The following is a 20,596-nucleotide window of genomic DNA, read 5'->3' on the forward strand; positions in this document are numbered from 1 at the left end:
CATAATGCGGAATCACGGCAATTCGCCGAGACGATCCGCTTTCCTGTTTGCAATCAATGAACTAAGCAACATTCACCCGGCCGGGAATCGGTCCCATCTAGAGCAAAACCCCTAAGAACCGCAGGGAAATCGCCGCACCGCGCGTCGGCTCCGCGAGTGCGGCGTTTCGCGTCGTGCAGCGCATCAGCCGAGCGCAGCGCCGCGGGCTACAATGCCGGATCGAATCCGAATCAGGCAACGCTGGAGTGCAAGCATGGAATGCAAAGTAAACTGGATGGGTCAGGACGGCATGGCGTTTTCGGCCCAGACCGGAAGCGGCCACCTAGTCGCGATGGACGGCGCACCGGAAGGCGGCGGCCATAACCTCGCGCCGCGCCCGATGGAAATGGTGCTGGTCGGCACCGGCGGCTGCACCGCGTACGACGTCGTGCTGATCCTGAAGAAAAGCCGCCAGGAAGTGACCGGCTGCTCGGTCACGCTGAAGGCGGAGCGCGCGAGCGAAGATCCGAAGGTGTTCACGAAGGTGCACTTCCACTTCACCGTCACGGGCCGCAACCTGAACCCGGCCACGGTCGAGCGTGCGATCAATCTGTCGCACGACAAGTACTGCTCCGCGTCGATCATGATCGCGAAGACGGCCGAACTCACGCACTCGTTCGACATCGTCGCGTCCTGAACGCACGGCGGCCGCGGATAAAAAAGGGCCGGCGCTCCTCGCGGAGCGCCGGCCTTTTCGTATTCGAGCGGCAAAGCAGGCCGATAAGCCGGATTCTGTGCACGCCGCGCGCCGAAGCGCGCAACGCGTGGCAGCCATTCCTCTAGGCGCGCCATTGCTGACGCGCTCAAGCTTCCTACCCGCAGACGAGACGGGGGCCCCGTCCTGCATCCGAAAATGCGCGCCTGCCTACTTGGAATTGCTCCGGGTGGAGGTTACCGTGCCGGCGAACGTCGCCGTCGCCGCGGTGCGCTCTTACCGCACCGTTTCACCCTTACCTGATCCCGGCTTGCGCCGGGCCATCGGCGGTTTGCTTTCTGTTGCCCTGTTCCGCGTGTCGCCACGGATGGCCGTTAGCCATCACCCTGCCCTGTGGAGTCCGGACTTTCCTCGCCCCCGCCTGCCCGAAGGCGGCGAGGCCGCGACTGCCTAGCCTGCTTTGCGGTGCGCATTCTAGCACTGCGCGCCGCCGCCGGCAGCGCGCGAGCGGCGGCCGCTGCGAAAAACGGCCGGATCGTCGTAGAACGCGGGCGCGGCATTCGCATCGCACCAGCCCGGCACACCAAGCACCGGAAGCGGCGAAAAATCGCGGCTCGTCAGGTTGCGGGCGGCCAGTTCGCCGGCGAGCCGCGCATCGACATGCGCGGCTCGCGCGGTGTCGGGCCACGAAAAATAGTCCGCACTCACTTCGATGATCCACGTGTGCGCGGTACACGATTTGTAAGGCGTGACGAGCTGCTCGAGCAGTGCATGGCCGACGAGCCGCGTCTCGCAGCGCGTGCCCCACGCATCGCGCGCCGCGACCAGCAGGCGCTGCCAGTCGAACCCGCGCAGCGCGTCGGCGAGCGCCGGGTCGGCCGTCGCGAACACGGCGGCGTTCTCGTCGAACAGCGTGAGCGCATCGCGCAGCGGGCCGCGCACGGGGCCGACCCCGCCCGCGGCGTCGATTGCCGCGGCCTGGCGCGCGTTCAGCGTGGCCTTGGTGCGCGGATACGCGAACCACACGAGCGCATTGAAGAAGTCGTGAAGATTGTGGCGGGTGGGCACACCGCCGGTGTCGGCGATATGGGTTTCGTATGCGACGCCGGACGGCAGCTCGCGTTGCGGCACGAAGCGCAGCGGCCTGCCGCGGCCGCTCGCGCGATCACCGTCGCGCAGCGCGCCGTTCAGCGCGTCGAGCAGCGCGGCCTCGCCGTCGCGCGCGGCCGCCTGCAGCGCACGGCCGGGCTCCGCGTATTGCATGAGCCACGGCGCGGACCAGTCGATCCGCGCGAAATCCGCCGCGCCGACGCCGGCCGTCAAGCCGGCCCCGCGCGACGGCGTACCGCTCACGCAAACTTCCAGCCGATCGTTTCGCCGGCGCGCAGCGGCACGACCGGCGTATCGCCCGCGAACACCTCGCGCGGGAGTTCCCAGCGCTCGCGACGCAGCGTGATCGTCTCGGTGCTGTGCGGCAGCCCGTAGAAATCGGCGCCGAAACGGCTCGCGAAATTTTCCAGCTTGTCGAGCGCGCCGGCCTGGTCGAACGCGTCCGCATACAGCTCGAGCGCGTGCAGCGCCGTGTAGCAGCCTGCGCAGCCGCACGCGGTTTCCTTCGCGTCGCGCGCGTGCGGCGCGCTGTCGGTGCCGAGGAAGAAGCGCGGGTTGCCCGACGTCGCGGCTTCGACGAGCGCGACGCGGTGCGTCTCGCGCTTCAGCACCGGCAGGCAGTAGTAGTGCGGACGAATCCCGCCGACGAACAACGCATTGCGGCTGTACAGCATGTGCTGCGGCGTGATCGTCGCGCCGAGCAGGCCCGGCGCCGCATCGGCGTCGCGCACGTAGTCGGCCGCGTCCTTCGTCGTGATGTGTTCGAACACCACCTTCAGGCCCGGGAAATCGCGGCGCAGCGGCGTCATCACACGGTCGATGAACACCTTCTCGCGATCGAACATGTCGATCGCCGGGTCCGTCACCTCGCCGTGCACGAGCAGCGGCATGCCGGTTTCCTGCATGACTTCGAGCGTCTTCGCGCACTTCGCGAGATCGCTGACGCCGTGGTCGGAGTTCGTCGTCGCGCCGGCCGGATACAGCTTCACGCCGTGTACGAAGCCGCTATCGCGCGCGCGGCGGATTTCGTCGGGCGCCGTGTTGTCGGTCAGGTACAGCGTCATCAGCGGCTCGAACGCCATGCCCGCCGGCAGCACGGCCAGGATCCGCTCGCGATACGCGCGCGCGTGCTCGGTGGTCGTGACAGGCGGCTTCAGGTTCGGCATGACGATCGCGCGGGCGAACTGGCGGGCGGTGTGCGGCAGCACCGCGGCCAGCATGTCGCCGTCGCGCAGGTGCAGGTGCAGGTCGTCGGGACGGGCGAGCGTGAGCGTCGCCGGGGAGGAAGCGTTCGAGGCAGTCATAGGAGGCGTCGTGAGGAACGGGCTGGCCATCTGCGGGGCCGGAACCCCGCGTGTGCGGGCCGACTGACGGCAAACCGCAACACGAGGCCCTTGGCAGCGGAATCCGCTTTTTACCGCTCCAGGCTCGGTGATATGCTAGAACCCGCATTGTACCGGGCTTCACCCGGTTCGTTACCCCCGCCTCACCCTGCCGCCCCAAGCAAAATGTGCCAACTCTTAGGAATGAACTGCGCCGCACCGACGGACGTCACATTCTCCTTCACCGGTTTCGCGGCCCGGGGCGGGCTCACCGATCACCATGCCGACGGCTGGGGCATCGCGTTCTTCGAGGACAAGGCCTGCCGCCTGTTCATCGATCAGCAGGCGTCGGCCACGTCGCCGCTCGCCGAAATGGTGAAGCGCTACCCGATCAAGTCCAAGAACACGATCGCGCACATCCGCAAGGCCACGCAGGGCCACATCCTGCTCGAGAACAGCCACCCGTTCATGCGCGAGCTGTGGGGGCGGCACTGGATCTTCGCGCATAACGGCGATCTGCAGGACTACGAACCCGACCTCGACGGCAGCGTCTACCACCCGGTCGGCACGACCGACAGCGAGAAGGCGTTCTGCGTGCTGATGCAGGGGCTGCGCGAAGCGTTCCCGGGCGCGCAGCCGCCGCTGCCGGAGCTGTTCGAGCGCGTGGGCGAACTGACGCGCGGCATCACCGATCACGGCGTGTTCAACTTCCTGATGTCGAACGGCCAGGCGCTGTTCGCGCACTGCTCGACGCGGCTGCACTACCTCGTGCGCCGCTGGCCGTTCTCGACCGCACACCTGGTCGACGAAGACCTGTCGATCGATTTCGCGAAATACACGACGCCCGAGGATCGCGTCGCGGTGATCGCCACGCAGCCGCTGACCGACAACGAGGTCTGGACGTCGTTCGAGCCGGGCGAGCTGATCATGTTCCAGTGCGGCGACGTCGCCGCGCGGATGCAGATTCCAGTGCCCGAGCGCGTGCTCGAGAAGCTTCGCAATCCGTCGCTCGACGCGTCGGCATCCGCGCCCTGCACGGCGGCGCGGCGCGAAGCGCTCGCGTCCGCGGCCGCGGACGACGCCGACGACTCGATCGACTTCTGAGCGGCGCGCTCGCGCCCTTTCCTGCTTCTTTTCCCGCCGCCGCGCGACGCGACAGTCGCGTGCGCGCGGTTTCCGCGCATCGCGCGCCGCCACGGAAAATCGCGTCGCCCGCCCCGGCCTTTTCGGCCTTCGTGTCATTCAAACCGCAATCCGGTTCGCCGAAACGGCTTCGCACAACATTCGCTTGATTTAATTAATTTTCAAGAGAATATAATCCATATGCGAAACAATCCGAATACCGGAATTTCATCCAGATAATCTGGAAGCCCGCATTCTAGCTCAGAAATTTTTCGCGATCGGTGCGTCAGATCACCGATCCAGCCATCGACAGGCGTCTCGTCAAAAAATCCCTCAAACCCTTACCCAACAAGGCGATCAGTTCGCTTATCCACATAATTCAAAAATACACGGCCGAATCGGCATCATCGCCACATTCGTCATTTTTTTGATAATCGCCCGCCACTTCGATCAGTAGACTCCGTCAATCCTCGGCGTAACGGATCACGACCGGCGTGAAAACGGCAATGGCCGCAGCACGCCCGTCCGGCCATTTTTCGACCGCGGAATGCACTTTCACCGCTGCACGGTGAACATCACTTCAAAAAAAGAAATAGGGGCATGTCGTGAATCACTCATTTCGATCGATATGGAGCGAAACCGCCGGTTGCTGGATCGCGGTCGGGGAAACCGCACGGGCGCGCGGCAAGCGTTCGGGCAGCACATCGTGCGCATGTCGCGGCGCCGGCCACGCGGCGATCCGTCGCTCGCCGCTACGCGTGGCCGCGCTCGGCGCCGCGCTGGCCGCGCTGTCGGCCGGCTCCGCGTACGCGTCGACCTGCGGCGACAATTCGGCGGTCGCAAGCGGCGGCCGTTGCGCACTCGGCAGCTTCAGCCCGACCGTGAACAGCAACCTGGCCGGCGCCGCGACGGTGTCGGGCGGCGATACCGTCGGCGATCGCGCTGAACACCTACCTCGGCGCCGACAACTCGCCGACCGACCAGCTGATCGTGAACGGCGGCGCCGCGAGCGGCACGACGGGCCTGAAGATCGCGAACACGGCCGGCGGCGGCGCACAAACGAAGGGAGACGGGATTCCGGTGGTCGTCACGGCCAACGGCGGCACGACCACCGCATCGGCGTTCCATCTCGCGGGCCCGGTACAGGCCGGCGCGTACGAATATCGGCTCTATCGCGGCGGGCAGAGCGACGCGAACGGCTGGTACCTGCGCTCGCAGCTCGATCCGGCCGATCCCGGCAATCCGATCGATCCGACCGGCGCTGGCAACGGCAACGGCCGCAATCTCGCCTATCGTCCGGGTGTCGCCGGCTATGCGATGACGCCGCTGTTGAACGCCGACTACGGCTTCTCGACGCTCGGCAGGCTGCACGAACGCGTCGGCGACATCTACAACCTCGACAAGCAGGCGCCGGGCAACCGCGACGGCGTATGGGGCCGCATTGGCGGACAGAGTGTCGATGCGAACGCGGGCCGCTTCGCGGCGGACGAACGCACGTTCTTCGCGCAATTCGGCAAGGACTCGACACTCGACCAGGCGCCCGCCGGCGGCAGCACGCACGCGGGCGTGACGGCGAGCATCGGCGTCGCGAACGCGAGCTTCAGCGACATGGCGCGCGCCGATGCGCCAGGCCTGTCGACGTCGACGGGCTCGGTCGAAATGCACGCGCAGAGCATCGGCGTCTACTGGACGCGCTATCTGTCCGACGGCACGTACTTCGACAGCGTCGGGCAGGTCACGCACTACGGCAACCGCTACCGCGACAGCTACGGCAACGACGCGTCGCAGAACGGCTTCGGCGTCGCGCTGTCGCAGGAAGCCGGCAAGCCGTTCGGGATCGGCGGCACGCCGATCGCCGTCGAGCCGCAGGCGCAGCTGATGTACCAGTATCTGAAGCTCAACGGCTTCAACGACACCGTGTCGGCCGTGTCGGGTACGACGACCCACGCGCTGCGCGGGCGCGTCGGCGTACGCATGTTCCGGCCGAACCTCGACGCGAACGCGGGCGGCAGTGCCGCGACGCCGTACTTCACGGCCGACGTGCTGCACGACTTCCTGTCGCCGGGCCAGACCGTCGTCGGCGGCACGCCGTTCGCGACGCACCTGGGCCGCACGTGGTACGAGCTCGGCATCGGCGTGACCGCGGGCTTCGGCAAATCGGGCGAGCTGTATGCGAACGCGAAGTACGCGCGCAACATCGGCGGCGATTACCGGCGCGGGATCACCGGCCAGGTCGGCTACCGCTACAGCTGGTAACGCGCGATGCACGAAGCCGTCCGCCGCCGTCGGCGGGCGACGGGCGACGGGCCACCGGCGAAAAAAAACCGCCTGGTGGTTGGCCAGGCGGTTTTTCATGGGCGCGCACAAAGCGCACGCGTTGCGAACGCTCAGTGCAGGATCTTCGCGAGGAAGTCCTTCGCGCGGTCCGACTTCGGGTTCGAGAAGAAATCGTCCTTGCGGTCGTCCTCGACGATCGCGCCCTTGTCCATGAAGATCACGCGATGCGCGACCTTCTTCGCGAAGCCCATCTCGTGCGTGACGACCATCATCGTCATCCCTTCCTGCGCGAGCTCGACCATCACGTCGAGCACTTCGTTGATCATCTCGGGATCGAGCGCGGACGTCGGCTCGTCGAACAGCATCGCGATCGGGTCCATCGACAGCGCGCGCGCGATCGCGACACGCTGCTGCTGGCCGCCGGACAACTGGCCCGGAAACTTGTGCGCATGCGCCTTCAGGCCGACGCGATCGAGCAGCTTCATGCCCTTCTCCGCCGCTTCGTCCTTGCCGCGGCCGAGCACCTTGATCTGCGCGAGCGTCAGGTTCTCGGTGATCGACAGGTGCGGGAACAGCTCGAAATGCTGGAACACCATCCCGACCTTCGAGCGCAGCTTCGACAGGTTCGTCTTCTTGTCGCCGACCGACTGGCCGTTCACGAGGATCTCGCCTTGCTGGAACGGCTCGAGGCCGTTGACGGTCTTGATCAGCGTCGACTTGCCCGAGCCGGACGGGCCGCACACGACGACCACCTCGCCTTTCTTGACCTCGGTCGTGCATTCGGTAAGGACCTGAAACTGGCCGTACCACTTCGAAACGTTCTTGATGGAAATCATCTTGTGACCTTTTTCTGGAGACCCTTGACGAGAACAGACGCCAACGAGCAAATCACGAAATAGCATGCGCCCGCGAACAGCACCATCTCAACGGTCGTGCCGTCGCGGTCGCCGATGTTGGCGGCCGTGCGGAAGAAGTCCGCGAGACTGATCACGTACACGAGCGACGTATCCTGGAACAGGACGATCGCCTGCGTGAGCAGCAGCGGCACCATCGCGCGGAACGCCTGCGGCAGGATCACGAGGCGCATGGCCTGTGCGTAGTTCATGCCGAGCGCGAACGCGGCGTTCACCTGTCCGCGCGCCACCGCCTGGATGCCGGCGCGGATGATCTCGGAATAATACGCGGCTTCGAACAGCGAGAACGCGACCATCGCCGATGCGAGGCGGATATCGATCGTCGGCGACAACCCGAGGACGCCCTGCAGCACCTGCGGCACGATCAGGAAGAACCACAGCAGCACCATCACGAGCGGGATCGAGCGGAACACCGTCACGTACGCCTTCGCGAACCATGCCAGCGGCTTCACGCCGGACAGCCGCAGCAGCGCGAGCAGCGTGCCCCAGACGATGCCGACGACGATCGCGATCAGCGTGATCTTGAACGTGACGATCGCACCCGACCACAGCGTCGGTATCGCGCCGGGAATACTACTCCAGTCGAATTGATGCATCACTTGCCTCCGATGTAGCCGGGCAGCCGCGTGCGGCCTTCGATCCAGCGCATGAACGCCATCACGACGAGGTTGATGACCACGTACGCGAGCGTGACCGCGATGAACGACTCGTAGGTCTGCGCGGTGTAGTCGACGAGCTGGCGCGCCTGCGCGGACAGGTCGAGCAGGCCGATCGTCGACGCGACCGCCGAGTTCTTGAAAATGTTCAGGAACTCCGACGTGAGCGGCGGCACGATGATCCGGTATGCAACCGGCAGCAGCACGTAGCGATACGTCTGCCATTGCGTGAAGCCCATCGCGAGGCCGGCCGCGCGCTGGCCCTTCGGCAGCGCGTTGATGCCCGAGCGCACCTGTTCGCACACCCGCGCGCCCGTGAACAGGCCGAGACAGACGATCGACGCGGTGAAGAACTGCGTGCCGGGCGGCAACTGCTTGATCCAGGTGCCGATCGATGCGGGCAGCAGTTCCGGCACGACGAGGTACCAGATGAAGAACTGCACGATCAGCGGGATGTTCCGGAAGATCGACACGTACACGGTGCCGATCGCGGCGAGCCATTTGTTCGGCACCGTGCGCAGCACGCCGAACAGCGAACCGACGATCAGCGCGATGACCCAGGCGACGAGCGACACCTCGATCGTCACCCAGAAGCCGGACATCAGCCATCCGAAATAAGTCGTCGGCTCGCCGGTCGAGACGGGGCTGAAAAAGACACCCCAGTTCCAGTGGTAAGACATGGGCAAGACTCCAGCAAAAAGAAACGGAAGAAGCGTGGCCTCTTCCGTTTCAGTAGCGTCATTTCTGCATCAACGGCCGCGTGGTCAGTCGAGCGCCTTGTCGTTCGGGTTCGCGTACAGCTTCTTCATCGAATCGGACAGCGGGAAGTTCAGGTTCAGCCCCTTCGGCGGGATCGGGTTCTCGAACCACTTCGCGTAGATCTTCGCGGCTTCGCCCGACTTCTCGACTTGCGAGATCGCGTCGTCGACGACCTTCTTGAACTCGGTGTCGCCCTTGCGCATCATGCAGCCGTAAGCCTCTTCCGATTGCGGCGTGCCGACGATCACCCACTCGCCCGGCTGCTTCGCCTTCGCGCGCTCGCCCGCGAGCAGCGCGTCGTCCATCATGAACGCGACCGCGCGGCCCGATTCGAGCGTGTTGAACGAATCGCCGTGATCCTTCGCGCTGATGATGTTCATGCCGAGCTGCTTGTCGTTGTTCATCTTGCGCAGCAGGCGCTCGGACGTCGTGCCGGCGGTGGTCACGACCGTCTTGCCCTTCAGGTCGGCGAAGTCCTTGATGCCGGAATCCTTCTTCGTCATCAGGCGCGTGCCGATCACGAAGATCGTGTCGGAGAACGCAGCCTGCTGCTGACGCTCGGTGTTGTTGGTCGTCGAGCCGCACTCGATGTCGACCGTGCCGTTCTGCACGAGCGGGATGCGGTTCTGCGACGTGACCGGGATGTTCTTGACCTGCAGGTTCGGCAGGTTCAGCTTCTTCTTCACCGCGTCCACGACCTTCATCTGGAATTCGCGCGAATAGCCGACGACCTGCTGGTTCTGGTCATAGTAGGAGAAAGGGATCGACGATTCGCGGTGGCCCAGCGCGATCACGCCCGTGTCCTTGATCTTCTTCAGCGTGCCCGTCTCCTGTGCATGCGCGCCGCTTGCGAACGCGCACAGCGCCGCGACCATCAGGACTGCCTTGTGGTATTTCATTTTGGTCATCTCCTTGGCTGAAACCCGCGCCAGTGTATCAAAGTAATATTTTTGAAAGAACTGGTTGTTTACCGCACTACGAATCGCCCTGTGCGAAGCCGTCCTCCCGGCTTCAGGCGCCCCGAAATGCGCACGCGGACGGTGCCGGATCCGGCGCCGCCCGCGAGGGTTCATGCACGCAATCGGATGGATTGCGTGATGATTTGATCGAAGTCAACCGGCATGGCCATCGAGGCCAGTCGGCGACGCGCGATCAGGGGTACAGGCCGCGCATTTCGCGCGCCATCAGGATGCGCTTGCACGCGACGATGAACGCCGCCGTACGCACCGTCACCTTGTGTTCTTCCGCGACCGCCCACACGCCGGCGAACGCTTCGCGCATCACGCGCTCGAGACGGTGGTTGATCTCGTCTTCCGTCCAGAAGAAGCTCGAGAAGTCCTGCACCCACTCGAAGTACGACACGGTCACGCCACCTGCGTTCGCGATCACGTCCGGGATCACGAGCACGCCGTTCGCGCTCAGGATGTCGTCGGCTGCCGTCGTCGTCGGGCCGTTCGCGCCTTCGACGATGATCTTCGTGCGGATCTTCGCCGCGTTCTTCTCGGTGATCTGGTTTTCCAGTGCCGCCGGGATCAGGATGTCGGTCTCGACCGTCCAGAACTCGTCGTTCGGCATCGGTTCCGCGCCTTCGAAGCCCGCGACGCCGCCCGTGCGTGCCACGTGGTCGAGCAGCTTGTTCGAATCGAGGCCGGCCGGCTGGTAGATCGTGCCCGTGTGATCCTGCACCGCGATCACCTTCGCACCCGCTTCCTGGAACAACTTCGCCGCGATGCCGCCGACGTTGCCGAAGCCCTGCACCGCGATGCGCGCGCCTTCGATCTCGAGGCCCTTCTTCTTCGCCGCTTCGGAGCCGACGACGAACACGCCGCGGCCCGTCGCTTCCTTGCGGCCGAGCGAGCCGCCGAGCGAGATCGGCTTGCCGGTCACGACGCCGGTCGACGTCTGGCCCTGGTTCATCGAGTACGTGTCCATCATCCACGCCATCACCTGTTCGTTGGTGTTGACGTCCGGCGCCGGAATGTCGGTGTTCGGCCCGATGATGATGCCGATTTCGCTGGTGTAGCGGCGCGTCACGCGCTCGAGCTCACCACGCGACAGCTTGCGCGGGTCGACGCGGATGCCGCCCTTCGCACCGCCGTACGGCACGTTCACGGCCGCGTTCTTCACCGACATCCATGCGGACAGCGCCATCACTTCCGACAGCGTCACGTCCTGGTGGTAGCGCACGCCGCCCTTGCCGGGCCCGCGCGACACGTTGTGCTGCACGCGATAGCCTTCGAAGTGCGCGACGGTGCCGTTGTCGAGCTCGATCGGGCAATCGACGATCAGGATGCGCTTCGGACGCTTCAGCGTTTCGAGCCAGCGCGACAGCGAACCGAGATACGGTGCGACGCGATCGACCTGCTGAAGGTAGTTGCCCCACGGGCCGAGATCGTCGGCGTGAAGGTAGGACGGGATGGACTGCAGTTGCGAAGACATGGACACTCCAACGTTCAACGGATTGCGCACATTGTCGAAAAACCCGTTTTTTTTATCCAATGCCGTTTGCTTATTCGATTATGCGTTTCTTGCATGATCGGGATTTTTCGCAAATCTGCGGTCGAATTGCGCAAGAACGCCCGCGATCGGTCGTGCATCGCGTGCGTGGAAAATCGTTCTGGAAATGCGCGGGAGGCCCGCCGGACAGTCGTCCGACCGGTGCTGCAAGGCCGCCGTCAGTTGAGTGAGCCGGTCGGCCGAATTAACCGCCGGCGGTTAACCGGCGGTGTCGCCGGTGGTCTCGCGCAGTTCGTCGCGCACGACGTCCCACAGCGCGCGCACCAGCTTCTGCCGCGGATCGTCGCCCTGCAGCGCGAGCTTGTCGCAGTAAAGCCGGATTTCCATCGTCAGCGTGAACGGATGCGTGCCGCCGCGCGCGGAGCGGTCGAGCCGGATCAGGCGGCCGCCGGCCACCGCGTCCTCGACCGCGCTGTGCGGCAGGAACGCGACACCGTGGCCCGCGAGCGCCATCGCCTTCAGCCCTTCGGCCATGTCGGTTTCGTACACGCGATCGAGGAACAGCCGCGTCGGCGCGTTCGCGACGATGACCTCGGTCATCCGGCCGAGATACGCGTTCGGCGTATACGACAGGTACGGCACGCGCGCGTCGGCCGTGCCCGGCAGCGTGTAGCGCGGCCGGCCCGCGCGGCCCGGCGCCGAGAACGGGCTGATCGGCTCGCTGCCGAGGACCAGCATGTCGTAGCGGGCCGGATCGAGCGCGACCGGGTGGCTCGGGTGGTGATAGCCCATCACCAGATCGCAGCCGCCCTCGACGAGCGACAGCACCGCATCGTGCACGTTCAGCGCGCGCAACCGCGTGTGGACCTGCCCCATCTTCGCCTCGATCCGCTGCAGCCAGCGCGGGAAATACGTGAGCGACAGCGTGTGCGGCACCGCGAATTCGATCGTCGGCACCGGCGCGCCGACGTGGCCGCGCAGCAGCGTGCGCGCCTCGTGCGCCTGCGACAGCATCGTCAGCGCCTGCTCGTAGAAGATCTGGCCGGCCTGCGTGAGTCGCGTCGGATAGACCGAACGATCGATCAGCTCGGTCGCGAGCCACGCCTCGAGCGCCTGGATGCGCCGCGAGAACGCGGGCTGCGACACGTGCCGCAGTTCGGCGGAGCGGCTAAAGCTGCGCGTTTCCGCGAGCGAGACGAAGTCTTCGAGCCATTTCAGTTCCATGCAGGCGGGCGCGGCGGGCGGCGGATCGGGAAGAAGCCTGCATTCTACCGGCGGGCGGGCCCGGCCGACGGCGTTGTCCATGGTCCGCCGCCTCCGGCGGCGAGCGGGCCGGCGACGCGGTGCGCTCGGGTGCCCGGCTCCGTTCGGGCTTCGTTGGGGTGCCGTTCGGGCGCCGTCCGCGTGTCGTTCGCGTGTCGTCCCGTCCGAGGGCCGTTCGCGTGCCGTTCGCGTGCCGTTCGCGTGCCGTTCGGGTGCCGCCTGTGCCGTTCGAGCGCCGTTCGCGTGCCGTCCGGGTGCCGTTCGGGCGCCGTCCGCGTGCCGTGCGGGCTCCGTCCGCGTGCCGTGCGGGCGCGGCCCGTGCCCGCCGGAGCGCCGTCTGCGCGCCGATCGCCCGTCGCAACGGCGGCCGGCCCCCGGTTCGGCCGGGATCGACCCGCGCCAATGGTAAAATGCCGGATTCTCCTCCCCCTCGTTCGCCCCGGCCCCAAGGCCCCGCCCGATCATGTCCGACACTCGTCCCGATACGCTTTTCGCCCTCACCGCGCTCTCGCCCATCGATGGCCGCTACGCCAGCAAGACCGAAGCGCTGCGCGACTGGCTCTCCGAAGCCGCTTTCATGCGCCACCGCGTCACCGTCGAGGTGCACTGGCTGATCGCGCTGTCGCGCGCCGGCTTCGCGGAAGTCCCGCGCTTCTCCGAAGCGTCCGAACAGTTCCTGCTGCAGCTCGCCGAGCGCTTCACCGCGCACGACGCCGCGCGCATCAAGGAAATCGAGCGCGTGACGAACCACGACGTGAAGGCCGTCGAATACTGGCTGAAGGAATCGGTGAAGGGCCAGGCCGAACTCGAGAAGGCCAGCGAATTCATCCACTTCGCGTGCACGTCCGAAGACATCAACAACACGTCGCACGGCATGATGCTCGCCGGCGCGCGCGAGCACGTGATCGTGCCGGCGCTGCGCACGGTGCACCAGCGCCTCGTCGCGCTGTCGCACGCGCTGGCCGAACAGCCGATGCTGTCGCGCACGCACGGCCAGCCGGCCAGCCCGACGACGCTCGGCAAGGAACTCGCGAACGTCGCCGCGCGCCTCGACCGCGCGATCGCCCGCATCGAGAAGGTCGAGATCCTCGGCAAGATGAACGGCGCGGTCGGCAACTTCAACGCGCACCTGTCCGCGTATCCGGAATTCGACTGGGAAGCGTTCTCGCGCGACGTGATCGAGAACCGCCTGAAGCTCACGTTCAACCCGTACACGATCCAGATCGAGCCGCACGACTACATGGCCGAACTGTTCGACGCCGTGGCGCGCGCGAACACGATCCTGCTCGACCTCGACCGCGACGTGTGGGGCTACATCTCGGTCGGCTACTTCAAGCAGAAGACGAAGGCCGGCGAAATCGGCTCGTCGACGATGCCGCACAAGGTCAACCCGATCGACTTCGAGAACTCGGAAGGCAACCTCGGCCTCGCGAACGCGACGCTGCGCCACCTCGCCGACAAGCTGCCGGTGTCGCGCTGGCAGCGCGACCTGACCGACTCGACGGTGCTGCGCAACATGGGCGTCGCGCTCGGCTATTCGCTGCTCGCGTACGACTCGCTGATCCGCGGCCTCGACAAGCTCGAAGTGAACCCGCAGCGCCTGAACGAAGATCTCGACAACTGCTGGGAAGTGCTCGCCGAACCGGTCCAGACGGTGATGCGCCGCTACGGCATCGAGAACCCGTACGAGCAGCTGAAGGAACTGACGCGCGGCAAGGGCATCACGCGCGAAGCGCTGCAGGAATTCGTCGGCACGCTGGCGATCCCGCAGGATGCGAAGGACCGCCTGCTCGCGATGACGCCGGCGTCGTACATCGGCAAGGCCGTCGAACTCGCGAAGCGGATCGCGTAAGCGCCGCCGTCGCCTGACGCAAAAAAGCCCGATGCGAAGCAATTCGCATCGGGCTTTTTTACTGGCGCATCGCGCGGGGACCAACGCCCGGAACGGCCCGCGCCGCCGTATCCGCAGCTCGATCCGGCCGCCGTGCACGACACGATGTTCGACGTGCTGCTGAACGGCATCCGCGTCGAAGAAGCCGAGCCGTCGTTCCGAGGCGGGACGGCAAGCGGGATTTCCCCCAACATGCGCGCGCAGCCTGGCCGGCTTGCTCGCCGCGAACGAAAAAGGCGCCCGTGGGCGCCTTTTCCAGTTTGAAGCGACGATGGCCGCGAACCGCGCTCAGCGCTGCTGCGCGAGACCGAGCTTCAGCATGACCTGATCGACGATCTGCTCGGGCGTCAGCTCGATGCTGACCTCGATCGCTTCGTCCGGGCCCGGTTCCTCGAGCGTGTCGAGCTGGCTCTTCAGCAGCGACGGATCGAAGAAATGGCCGGTGCGGCTCTTCAGGCGCTCGTGCAACATCTCGAACGAACCCTTCAGATACACGAACCGCACGTCGGTGTCGGTGCCGCGCAGCACGTCGCGGTACGACCGCTTCAGCGACGAGCACGTGAACACGGCGGTTTCGCCCGCGCGCTGCTTTTCCTCGATGGCCGCGCGGATCGTACGCAGCCACGGCCAGCGGTCTTCATCGGTCAGCGGAATGCCGTGGTGCATCTTTTCCTTGTTCGCCGCGCTGTGAAACGCGTCGCCGTCGGTATAGCTGCACGCCAGGCGTTCCGCCAGCATTTCGCCGATCAGCGACTTGCCCGCGCCCGACACGCCCATTGCGATCAGAATCATTGACTACCCCTTGTTACAGAACCAGGCTCAGCAGCAGCGTAAAGCTCAGACCGAGCACCGAGATGATGGTTTCAAGCAGCGACCAGGTCTTGAACGTTTGACCGACCGTCATCCCGAAGTATTCCTTGATCAGCCAGAAACCGCCGTCGTTCACGTGCGAGAAAATCAGCGAACCCGAGCCCGTGGCGAGCACGAGCAGCTCCGGACGAACCGCCGCACCCGACGCCGCGGCGATCGGCGCGACGATGCCGCAGGCCGTCGTCATCGCGACCGTCGCCGAACCCGTCGCGAGGCGCATCAGCGCCGCGACGAACCAGCCGAGCAGCAGCGGGGACAGATGCGCGTGCTTCGCGGTCTCGACGATCTGCTGCGAGATCCCGCTGTCGCGCAGGACGCCGCCGAAGCCGCCGCCCGCGCCGACGATCAGCGTGATCCCGGCGATCGGCGCCAGGCACTCGCCGCAGAACTTCTGGATCTGGTCGCGGTTGAAGCCCTGCAGCTTGCCGAACGTGAAGAAGCTCACGAGCACGGCGATCAGCAGCGCGACGTCCGAGTTGCCGGCAAAGCGCAGCAGGTTGTTCGGCAGCGATTTCGGCGCGAACACCAGGTCGGCCCAGCTGCCGATGAGCATCAGCACGACGGGCAGCAGGATCGTGAACAACGTGATGCCGAAGCTCGGCAGCTCGCGCTTGCCGCCATCGGTGCGCGAATCGACGAATTGCGACGCGAGCGGGTTGTTTTCCGGCAGCTTCACGAACTTCGAGATCATCAGCGCGAACAGCGGGCCCGCGATGATCGCGGTCGGCACGCCGACGATCAGGCCGAATGCGATCGTCTTGCCGATATCGGCGCCATATTGCTGGACGGCGAGCAGCGCGGCCGGGTGCGGCGGGATCAGCCCGTGCACGACGGACAGGCCGGCCACCATCGGCAGGCCGACGACGAGCAGCGACTTGCCGGTGCGCTTCGCGACGTTGAACGCGATCGGGATCAGCAGCACGAAGCCGACTTCGAAGAACACCGGCAGGCCGACGATGATCGCGACGAACATCATCGCCCAGTGGATGTTCTTTTCACCGAACCAGTCGATCAGCGTGGTCGCGATCCGTTCGGCGCCGCCCGATTCGGCCATCATCTTGCCGAGCATCGTGCCGAGGCCGACGACGATCGCGATGTGGCCGAGCGTGCCGCCGGTGCCCGTTTCGAACGACTTGACGATCTTGTCCATCGGCATGCCGACGGCGAGACCGAGGCCAAGCGAAACGATGATCAGCACCAGGAACGGGTAGATCTTGTAGCGCGCGATCATCAGGATCAGCGCGGCGATCGCGATCAGCGTGAATACGAGCAGCATGCTGCCTTGGACAGCCCCCATGTGGCACTCCTCCTTGGATTGTTCGAACCGGGCGAGTGGTAGCGAGTATGCCCGGCTATGCAGGTCTCCGAAACACGGGGGGTTCCCACCCCGTCAGGACGCTGAATTTTACTTATCTTTACGGTCCGCGGATAGAACCGGTTCCATCAGCAAAAACCCTCGGTAAAACAAGCACTAAGCTCGCCTACCGAGGGTTGAACGGTCATCCGGTACAAGTCTTAGCGGGGAAGCTGGCTCGCCGCTTGCGCGAGACGCGTGACTTCGGCCCAGTCCTGCGCGGCGAGCGCCGCCTTCGGCGTGAGCCACGAGCCGCCGACGCACACGACGTTCGGCAGCTTCAGGAAATTCGGCGCGGTGTCGACCGTGATGCCGCCCGTCGGGCAGAACTTCAGCCCCGGGAACGGCCCGTGGAACGCCTGCAGCATCGGCACGCCGCCGGCTTGCTGCGCGGGGAAGAACTTCACGATCTCGTAGCCGAATTCGAGCGCCTGGATGATGTCGCTCGGCGTCATCACGCCCGGCAGCAGCGGCAGGTCCGCGTCGAGCGACGCGAGGTGCAGCTCCTTCGTCAGGCCCGGCGACACGCCGAACTTCGCACCCGCGCGCTTCGCCTGCGCGCAGTGTTCGGGCTTCGTGATCGTGCCGACGCCGACGACGATGTCGTCCGCGAGCTGGCTCGCGCGCTGGATCGCTTCCAGCCCTGCCGGCGTGCGCAGCGTGATTTCGAGCACCTTGACGCCCCCCGCGTGCAACGCGCGCGACACGTGTTCGCCCTGCTCGACCGAGTCGAATGCGAGCACCGGAATGACCGGGCCCAGCTTCACGATTTCAGCAATCGTCTTCATTGATGTGGCTCCTTGAAATTCATGCGGCGACGTGGACGGCCGTTTCGCCGACCAGCGTCCCGAAAACCGATGCGCCCTGCTCGGCCGGTGCGGCCGCCGCGCGGAACACGCCGAACAGTTCGCGCCCGAAACCGACTTCGTTCTCGGCCTGGTGCAGCGGCTGGGCGACCGGGCGCGCGTGCCACTCGGCGTCGTCGACCTCGATGTCGAGCACGCCGGCTTCCGCGTCGATCACGAGCATGTCGCCCGTCTTCACCTTGCCGATCGGGCCGGCCAGCAGCGCTTCCGGCGACACGTGGATCACGGCCGGCACCTTGCCCGACGCGCCCGACATGCGGCCGTCGGTAACGAGCGCGACGTGGAAGCCCTGATCCTGCAGCACGCCGAGCAGCGGCGTCAAACGATGCAGCTCGGGCATCCCGTTCGCGCGCGCGCCCTGGAAGCGCACCACCGCGACGAAATCGCGCTTCAGCTCGCCGCGATCGAACGCCGCCTGCACGGCTTCCTGCGAATCGAACACGATCGCGGGCGCCGTCACCTTGCGGTGCTCGGGCGCGACGGCCGAAATCTTGATCACGCCGCGGCCGAGCCGGCCCTGCATCAGGCGCAGGCCGCCGTCCGGCTGGAACGGATCGCGAATGCCGCGCAGCACCTTCGTGTCGTGGCTCTCGGCGGTGCCGTCGACCCACGTCAGCTTGCCGTCGATCAGCTTCGGCTCCTTCGTATAGTGCGTGAGCCCCTTGCCCGCGACGGTGGTCACGTCTTCGTGCAGCAGCCCGCCTTCGAGCAGGTTGCGCACCAGGAACGCGACGCCGCCGGCCGCGTGGAAGTGGTTCACGTCGGCCTTGCCGTTCGGGTAGATCTTCGCGAGCAGCGGCACGACGGCCGACAGCTCGTCGAAATCGTTCCAGTCGATCAGGATGCCGGCCGCGCGCGCGATCGCGACGAGGTGCAGGGTGTGGTTGGTCGAGCCGCCCGTCGCGAGCAGCGCGACGATCCCGTTGACGATCGCCTTCTCGTCGATCACGTGGCCGATCGGCGTGTACTGGCCGCGCTCGACCGTCAGGTCGAGCACGCGGCGCGCGGCCTCGGCCGTCAGCGCGGTACGCAGCGGCGTGTGCGGATGAACGAACGCCGAACCCGGCAGGTGCAGCCCCATCAGCTCCATCAGCATCTGGTTGCTGTTGGCGGTGCCGTAGAACGTGCAGGTGCCGTGGCCGTGATACGCGGCCGATTCGGCTTCGAGCAGCGCGTCGCGGCCGACCTGGCCGGTCGCGAACTGCTGGCGGATCTTCGCCTTGTCGTCGTTGGACAGGCCGCTCGTCATCGGGCCGGCCGGCACGAAGATCGTCGGCAGGTGGCCGAACTGCAGCGCGCCGATCAAGAGGCCCGGCACGATCTTGTCGCAGATGCCGAGGCAGAGCGCCGCGTCGAACATGTTGTGGGTGAGCGCGATCGCCGTGCCCATCGCGATCGCCTCGCGCGAGAACAGCGACAGCTCCATCCCGGGGTTGCCCTGCGTGACGCCGTCGCACATCGCCGGCACGCCGCCGGCGAACTGTGCGACGCCGCCGTTCTCGCGCGCGGCCGCCTTGATGATGTCGGGGAAATCCTTGTACGGCGCGTGCGCGGACAGCATCTCGTTGTACGAGGACACGATGCCGATGTTCGGCTCGCGGATCGCCTTGATCTGGAACTTGTCGCTGCCCTCGAGGCCCGCGAAACCGTGCGCGAGGTTCGCGCACGACAGCGCGCCGCGTGCAGGGAACTTGCCTTGCGCGCCGTCGATGCGCTGCAGATAGGCGGAACGGGTCGATTGGCTGCGGGCGATCACGCGATCGGTGACTTTTGCCAGAGTGGGGTGCAGCGACGTCATGCTGGGCGCTCCTGTATGCCGGACGACACCGGCGGTTGGAATCGTGGGGACGGTCGAGTGCGTCGAACGAACGAAGCCAGTCTAGTAGAAAAACTACAAGCGCGCAATGCAGATCGATCTGTACGCAACCGCCATTCCCGCCACCAGCAAGGTTTTACCTAGTGAAAACCCTAATTTTCACCACTACCTACGCGAGGACAGGCCAACGAAAGAGCTAGCATTTTCATGTAGATTTTCTACAATTCGATTGCGATACACTCGCTCATCCGAACCCGATTTACATCTGCCGTCCCATGCTGCCTCGCATTGAAGCGATCCGCGCCGAGTTGCGCCCGTCCGAGCGCAAGCTCGCCGACTACATCCTCGCCGCGCCGCGCGAGGTGCTCGACCTCGCAATGACCGAGCTGTCGACCCGCGCGGGCGTCAGCCAGCCGACGATCGCGCGCTTCTGCCAGGCGCTCGGCTGCAGCGGCTTTCGCGAATTCAAGATCCGGCTCGCGCAGAGCGTCGCGCCCGGCGTGTCGTCGGTGTATCGCGACGTCGAGCCCGACGAACCGGCGCCCGGCATCATCGGCAAGGTGTTCGACCGCACGATCGGCGCGCTGATCGAGGTGCGCAACAGCCTGTCGGCCGGCAGCGTCGCCGACGCGATCGCGCTGCTGTCGAACGCGTCGCGCATCGAGTTCTACGGCGCCGGCGGCTCGGGCATCGCCGCGCAGGACATCCAGCACAAGTTCTTCCGGCTCGGCGTGCCGAGCGTCGCGTATTCCGACCCGCACACGTTCTCGATGTCGTCGGCGCTGCTCGGGCCGCACGACGTCGTCGTCGCGATCTCGAACACCGGCCGCACGCGCGACATCGTCGATGCCGCGCGCTCCGCGCTCGCGTGCGGCGCGAAAGTCGTCGCGATCACGCAGAGCCATTCGCCGCTCGCGAAGCTCGCGACGGTGAGCCTCGCATCGAACGTCGCCGAGGAAACCGACGTGTTCTCGCCGATGACGTCGCGGATGTCGCACCTCGCGATCGGTGACATCCTCGCGGTCGGCGTCGCGCTGTCGCGCGGGCCCGCGCTGATGGAGCGGGTCGGCCGCGCGAAGGAAGCGATCACGCGGCGCCGGATCGACGACGGCACGAAGGATTGAATCCGCGCCGCGCGAACCGGGAATAAAAGCGGGACGTAAAAACGGCACGTAAACGAACAACGGCGCCCCGCAGGGCGCCGTTGCGCACGGTTCGACGGCGA

Annotated in this window: 16 protein-coding genes, 1 other RNA gene and 2 pseudogenes; 6 read left to right on the plus strand and 13 right to left on the minus strand. The window is 66.0% G+C overall.

The genetic code is table 11. The annotated features are described in order from the left end of the window. The first annotated feature begins 211 nt into the window (after window positions 1-211). The gene (locus O1Q03_RS32930) at window positions 212-676 is read left to right on the plus strand and encodes an OsmC family protein (protein ID WP_269508869.1); all 465 of its coding nucleotides are present in this window, start codon (window positions 212-214) and stop codon (window positions 674-676) included. A 68-nt stretch (window positions 677-744) separates the two neighbouring features. Here O1Q03_RS32930 and rnpB read toward each other — a convergent pair. From rnpB to pyrC, 3 genes are all read right to left on the minus strand, one after another. Beyond that, window positions 745-1,156, minus strand: an RNA gene (rnpB, locus tag O1Q03_RS32935) — RNase P RNA component class A. 12 nt (window positions 1,157-1,168) lie between these two features. Further along, window positions 1,169-2,047, minus strand: a complete 879-nt coding sequence (locus tag O1Q03_RS32940; RefSeq protein WP_269508871.1) for a DUF3025 domain-containing protein — start codon at window positions 2,045-2,047, stop codon at window positions 1,169-1,171. Beyond that, window positions 2,044-3,108 carry a dihydroorotase gene (gene pyrC / locus O1Q03_RS32945; RefSeq protein WP_269508873.1) on the minus strand — a complete coding sequence of 355 codons (1,065 nt, stop codon included), beginning with the start codon at window positions 3,106-3,108 and terminating at the stop codon, window positions 2,044-2,046. Before pyrC ends, O1Q03_RS32940 begins: the two co-directional genes overlap by 4 nt. Window positions 3,109-3,312: 204 nt before the next feature. Here pyrC and O1Q03_RS32950 point away from each other — a divergent pair, with 204 nt between their 5' ends. The 3 genes and pseudogenes from O1Q03_RS32950 to O1Q03_RS32955 all read left to right on the plus strand — a co-directional run. Next, the gene (locus O1Q03_RS32950) at window positions 3,313-4,230 is read left to right on the plus strand and encodes a class II glutamine amidotransferase (RefSeq protein ID WP_269508875.1); all 918 of its coding nucleotides are present in this window, start codon (window positions 3,313-3,315) and stop codon (window positions 4,228-4,230) included. 623 nt (window positions 4,231-4,853) lie between these two features. Continuing rightward, window positions 4,854-4,964, plus strand: a pseudogene (locus O1Q03_RS40330) (ESPR domain-containing protein); the annotation flags it as partial. Between the two features lie 220 nt (window positions 4,965-5,184). Next, window positions 5,185-6,504: pseudogene (locus O1Q03_RS32955) on the plus strand (autotransporter family protein); the annotation flags it as partial. Window positions 6,505-6,635: 131 nt separating this feature from the next. Here the strand turns inward: O1Q03_RS32955 and O1Q03_RS32960 are convergent. From O1Q03_RS32960 to O1Q03_RS32985, 6 genes are all read right to left on the minus strand, one after another. Next, the gene (locus O1Q03_RS32960; protein WP_089464537.1) at window positions 6,636-7,361 is read right to left on the minus strand and encodes an amino acid ABC transporter ATP-binding protein; all 726 of its coding nucleotides are present in this window, start codon (window positions 7,359-7,361) and stop codon (window positions 6,636-6,638) included. Next, window positions 7,358-8,035 carry a glutamate/aspartate ABC transporter permease GltK gene (gltK, locus tag O1Q03_RS32965; protein ID WP_269508877.1) on the minus strand — a complete coding sequence of 226 codons (678 nt, stop codon included), beginning with the start codon at window positions 8,033-8,035 and terminating at the stop codon, window positions 7,358-7,360. The genes O1Q03_RS32960 and gltK overlap by 4 nt, the downstream gene beginning before the upstream one ends. After that, the gene (locus O1Q03_RS32970; protein ID WP_269508879.1) at window positions 8,035-8,775 is read right to left on the minus strand and encodes an amino acid ABC transporter permease; all 741 of its coding nucleotides are present in this window, start codon (window positions 8,773-8,775) and stop codon (window positions 8,035-8,037) included. Before O1Q03_RS32970 ends, gltK begins: the two co-directional genes overlap by 1 nt. An 84-nt stretch (window positions 8,776-8,859) precedes the next feature. Continuing rightward, a complete protein-coding gene (locus tag O1Q03_RS32975; RefSeq protein WP_269508881.1) occupies window positions 8,860-9,753 on the minus strand; it encodes a glutamate/aspartate ABC transporter substrate-binding protein in 894 nt (297 codons plus the stop codon). A gap of 253 nt (window positions 9,754-10,006) precedes the next feature. Further along, window positions 10,007-11,293 carry a Glu/Leu/Phe/Val family dehydrogenase gene (locus O1Q03_RS32980; protein ID WP_269508883.1) on the minus strand — a complete coding sequence of 429 codons (1,287 nt, stop codon included), beginning with the start codon at window positions 11,291-11,293 and terminating at the stop codon, window positions 10,007-10,009. Window positions 11,294-11,569: 276 nt separating this feature from the next. Next, the gene (locus tag O1Q03_RS32985; RefSeq protein ID WP_269508885.1) at window positions 11,570-12,535 is read right to left on the minus strand and encodes a LysR substrate-binding domain-containing protein; all 966 of its coding nucleotides are present in this window, start codon (window positions 12,533-12,535) and stop codon (window positions 11,570-11,572) included. Between the two features lie 502 nt (window positions 12,536-13,037). Between O1Q03_RS32985 and purB the strand changes: the two genes are divergently transcribed. Beyond that, window positions 13,038-14,426: an adenylosuccinate lyase gene (gene purB / locus O1Q03_RS32990; protein WP_269508887.1), complete on the plus strand. Its 1,389-nt coding sequence runs from the start codon at window positions 13,038-13,040 to the stop codon at window positions 14,424-14,426. A 327-nt stretch (window positions 14,427-14,753) separates the two neighbouring features. On the opposite strand, the gene O1Q03_RS32995 is transcribed toward purB, so the two are convergent. The 4 genes from O1Q03_RS32995 to edd form a co-directional block, all read right to left on the minus strand. Next, window positions 14,754-15,257 (minus strand): gluconokinase, encoded by a 504-nt coding sequence (locus tag O1Q03_RS32995; protein ID WP_269508889.1) that lies wholly within the window; start codon window positions 15,255-15,257, stop codon window positions 14,754-14,756. 13 nt (window positions 15,258-15,270) lie between these two features. After that, the gene (locus tag O1Q03_RS33000) at window positions 15,271-16,632 is read right to left on the minus strand and encodes a GntP family permease (protein WP_269508891.1); all 1,362 of its coding nucleotides are present in this window, start codon (window positions 16,630-16,632) and stop codon (window positions 15,271-15,273) included. 218 nt (window positions 16,633-16,850) lie between these two features. Then, window positions 16,851-17,477 (minus strand): bifunctional 4-hydroxy-2-oxoglutarate aldolase/2-dehydro-3-deoxy-phosphogluconate aldolase, encoded by a 627-nt coding sequence (gene eda / locus O1Q03_RS33005; protein ID WP_269508893.1) that lies wholly within the window; start codon window positions 17,475-17,477, stop codon window positions 16,851-16,853. A gap of 19 nt (window positions 17,478-17,496) precedes the next feature. Next, complete coding sequence (gene edd / locus O1Q03_RS33010) at window positions 17,497-19,353, minus strand: phosphogluconate dehydratase (protein WP_269508895.1); 1,857 nt, start codon at window positions 19,351-19,353, stop codon at window positions 17,497-17,499. 293 nt (window positions 19,354-19,646) lie between these two features. On the opposite strand from edd, the gene O1Q03_RS33015 reads away from it, so the two are divergent. Beyond that, window positions 19,647-20,495 (plus strand): MurR/RpiR family transcriptional regulator, encoded by an 849-nt coding sequence (locus O1Q03_RS33015; protein ID WP_027783542.1) that lies wholly within the window; start codon window positions 19,647-19,649, stop codon window positions 20,493-20,495. Window positions 20,496-20,596: the final 101 nt, after the last annotated feature.

The organism is Burkholderia sp. IMCC1007 (assembly GCF_027257875.1).
Taxonomy (GTDB): Bacteria; Pseudomonadota; Gammaproteobacteria; order Burkholderiales; family Burkholderiaceae; genus Burkholderia.

What these genes read in the sequence shown, in the direction of transcription:
- O1Q03_RS32930 (WP_269508869.1), top strand. Translation starts at nt 212, where the DNA reads ATGCCGGATCGAATCCGAATCAGGCAACGCTGGAGTGCAAGCATGGAA.
- pyrC (WP_269508873.1), bottom strand. Translation starts at nt 3,108, where the DNA reads ATGACTGCCTCGAACGCTTCCTCCCCGGCGACGCTCACGCTCGCCCGT.
- O1Q03_RS32950 (WP_269508875.1), top strand. Translation starts at nt 3,313, where the DNA reads ATGTGCCAACTCTTAGGAATGAACTGCGCCGCACCGACGGACGTCACA.
- O1Q03_RS32960 (WP_089464537.1), bottom strand. Translation starts at nt 7,361, where the DNA reads ATGATTTCCATCAAGAACGTTTCGAAGTGGTACGGCCAGTTTCAGGTC.
- gltK (WP_269508877.1), bottom strand. Translation starts at nt 8,035, where the DNA reads ATGCATCAATTCGACTGGAGTAGTATTCCCGGCGCGATACCGACGCTG.
- O1Q03_RS32970 (WP_269508879.1), bottom strand. Translation starts at nt 8,775, where the DNA reads ATGTCTTACCACTGGAACTGGGGTGTCTTTTTCAGCCCCGTCTCGACC.
- O1Q03_RS32975 (WP_269508881.1), bottom strand. Translation starts at nt 9,753, where the DNA reads ATGAAATACCACAAGGCAGTCCTGATGGTCGCGGCGCTGTGCGCGTTC.
- O1Q03_RS32980 (WP_269508883.1), bottom strand. Translation starts at nt 11,293, where the DNA reads ATGTCTTCGCAACTGCAGTCCATCCCGTCCTACCTTCACGCCGACGAT.
- O1Q03_RS32985 (WP_269508885.1), bottom strand. Translation starts at nt 12,535, where the DNA reads ATGGAACTGAAATGGCTCGAAGACTTCGTCTCGCTCGCGGAAACGCGC.
- purB (WP_269508887.1), top strand. Translation starts at nt 13,038, where the DNA reads ATGTCCGACACTCGTCCCGATACGCTTTTCGCCCTCACCGCGCTCTCG.
- O1Q03_RS32995 (WP_269508889.1), bottom strand. Translation starts at nt 15,257, where the DNA reads ATGATTCTGATCGCAATGGGCGTGTCGGGCGCGGGCAAGTCGCTGATC.
- O1Q03_RS33000 (WP_269508891.1), bottom strand. Translation starts at nt 16,632, where the DNA reads ATGGGGGCTGTCCAAGGCAGCATGCTGCTCGTATTCACGCTGATCGCG.
- eda (WP_269508893.1), bottom strand. Translation starts at nt 17,477, where the DNA reads ATGAAGACGATTGCTGAAATCGTGAAGCTGGGCCCGGTCATTCCGGTG.
- edd (WP_269508895.1), bottom strand. Translation starts at nt 19,353, where the DNA reads ATGACGTCGCTGCACCCCACTCTGGCAAAAGTCACCGATCGCGTGATC.
- O1Q03_RS33015 (WP_027783542.1), top strand. Translation starts at nt 19,647, where the DNA reads ATGCTGCCTCGCATTGAAGCGATCCGCGCCGAGTTGCGCCCGTCCGAG.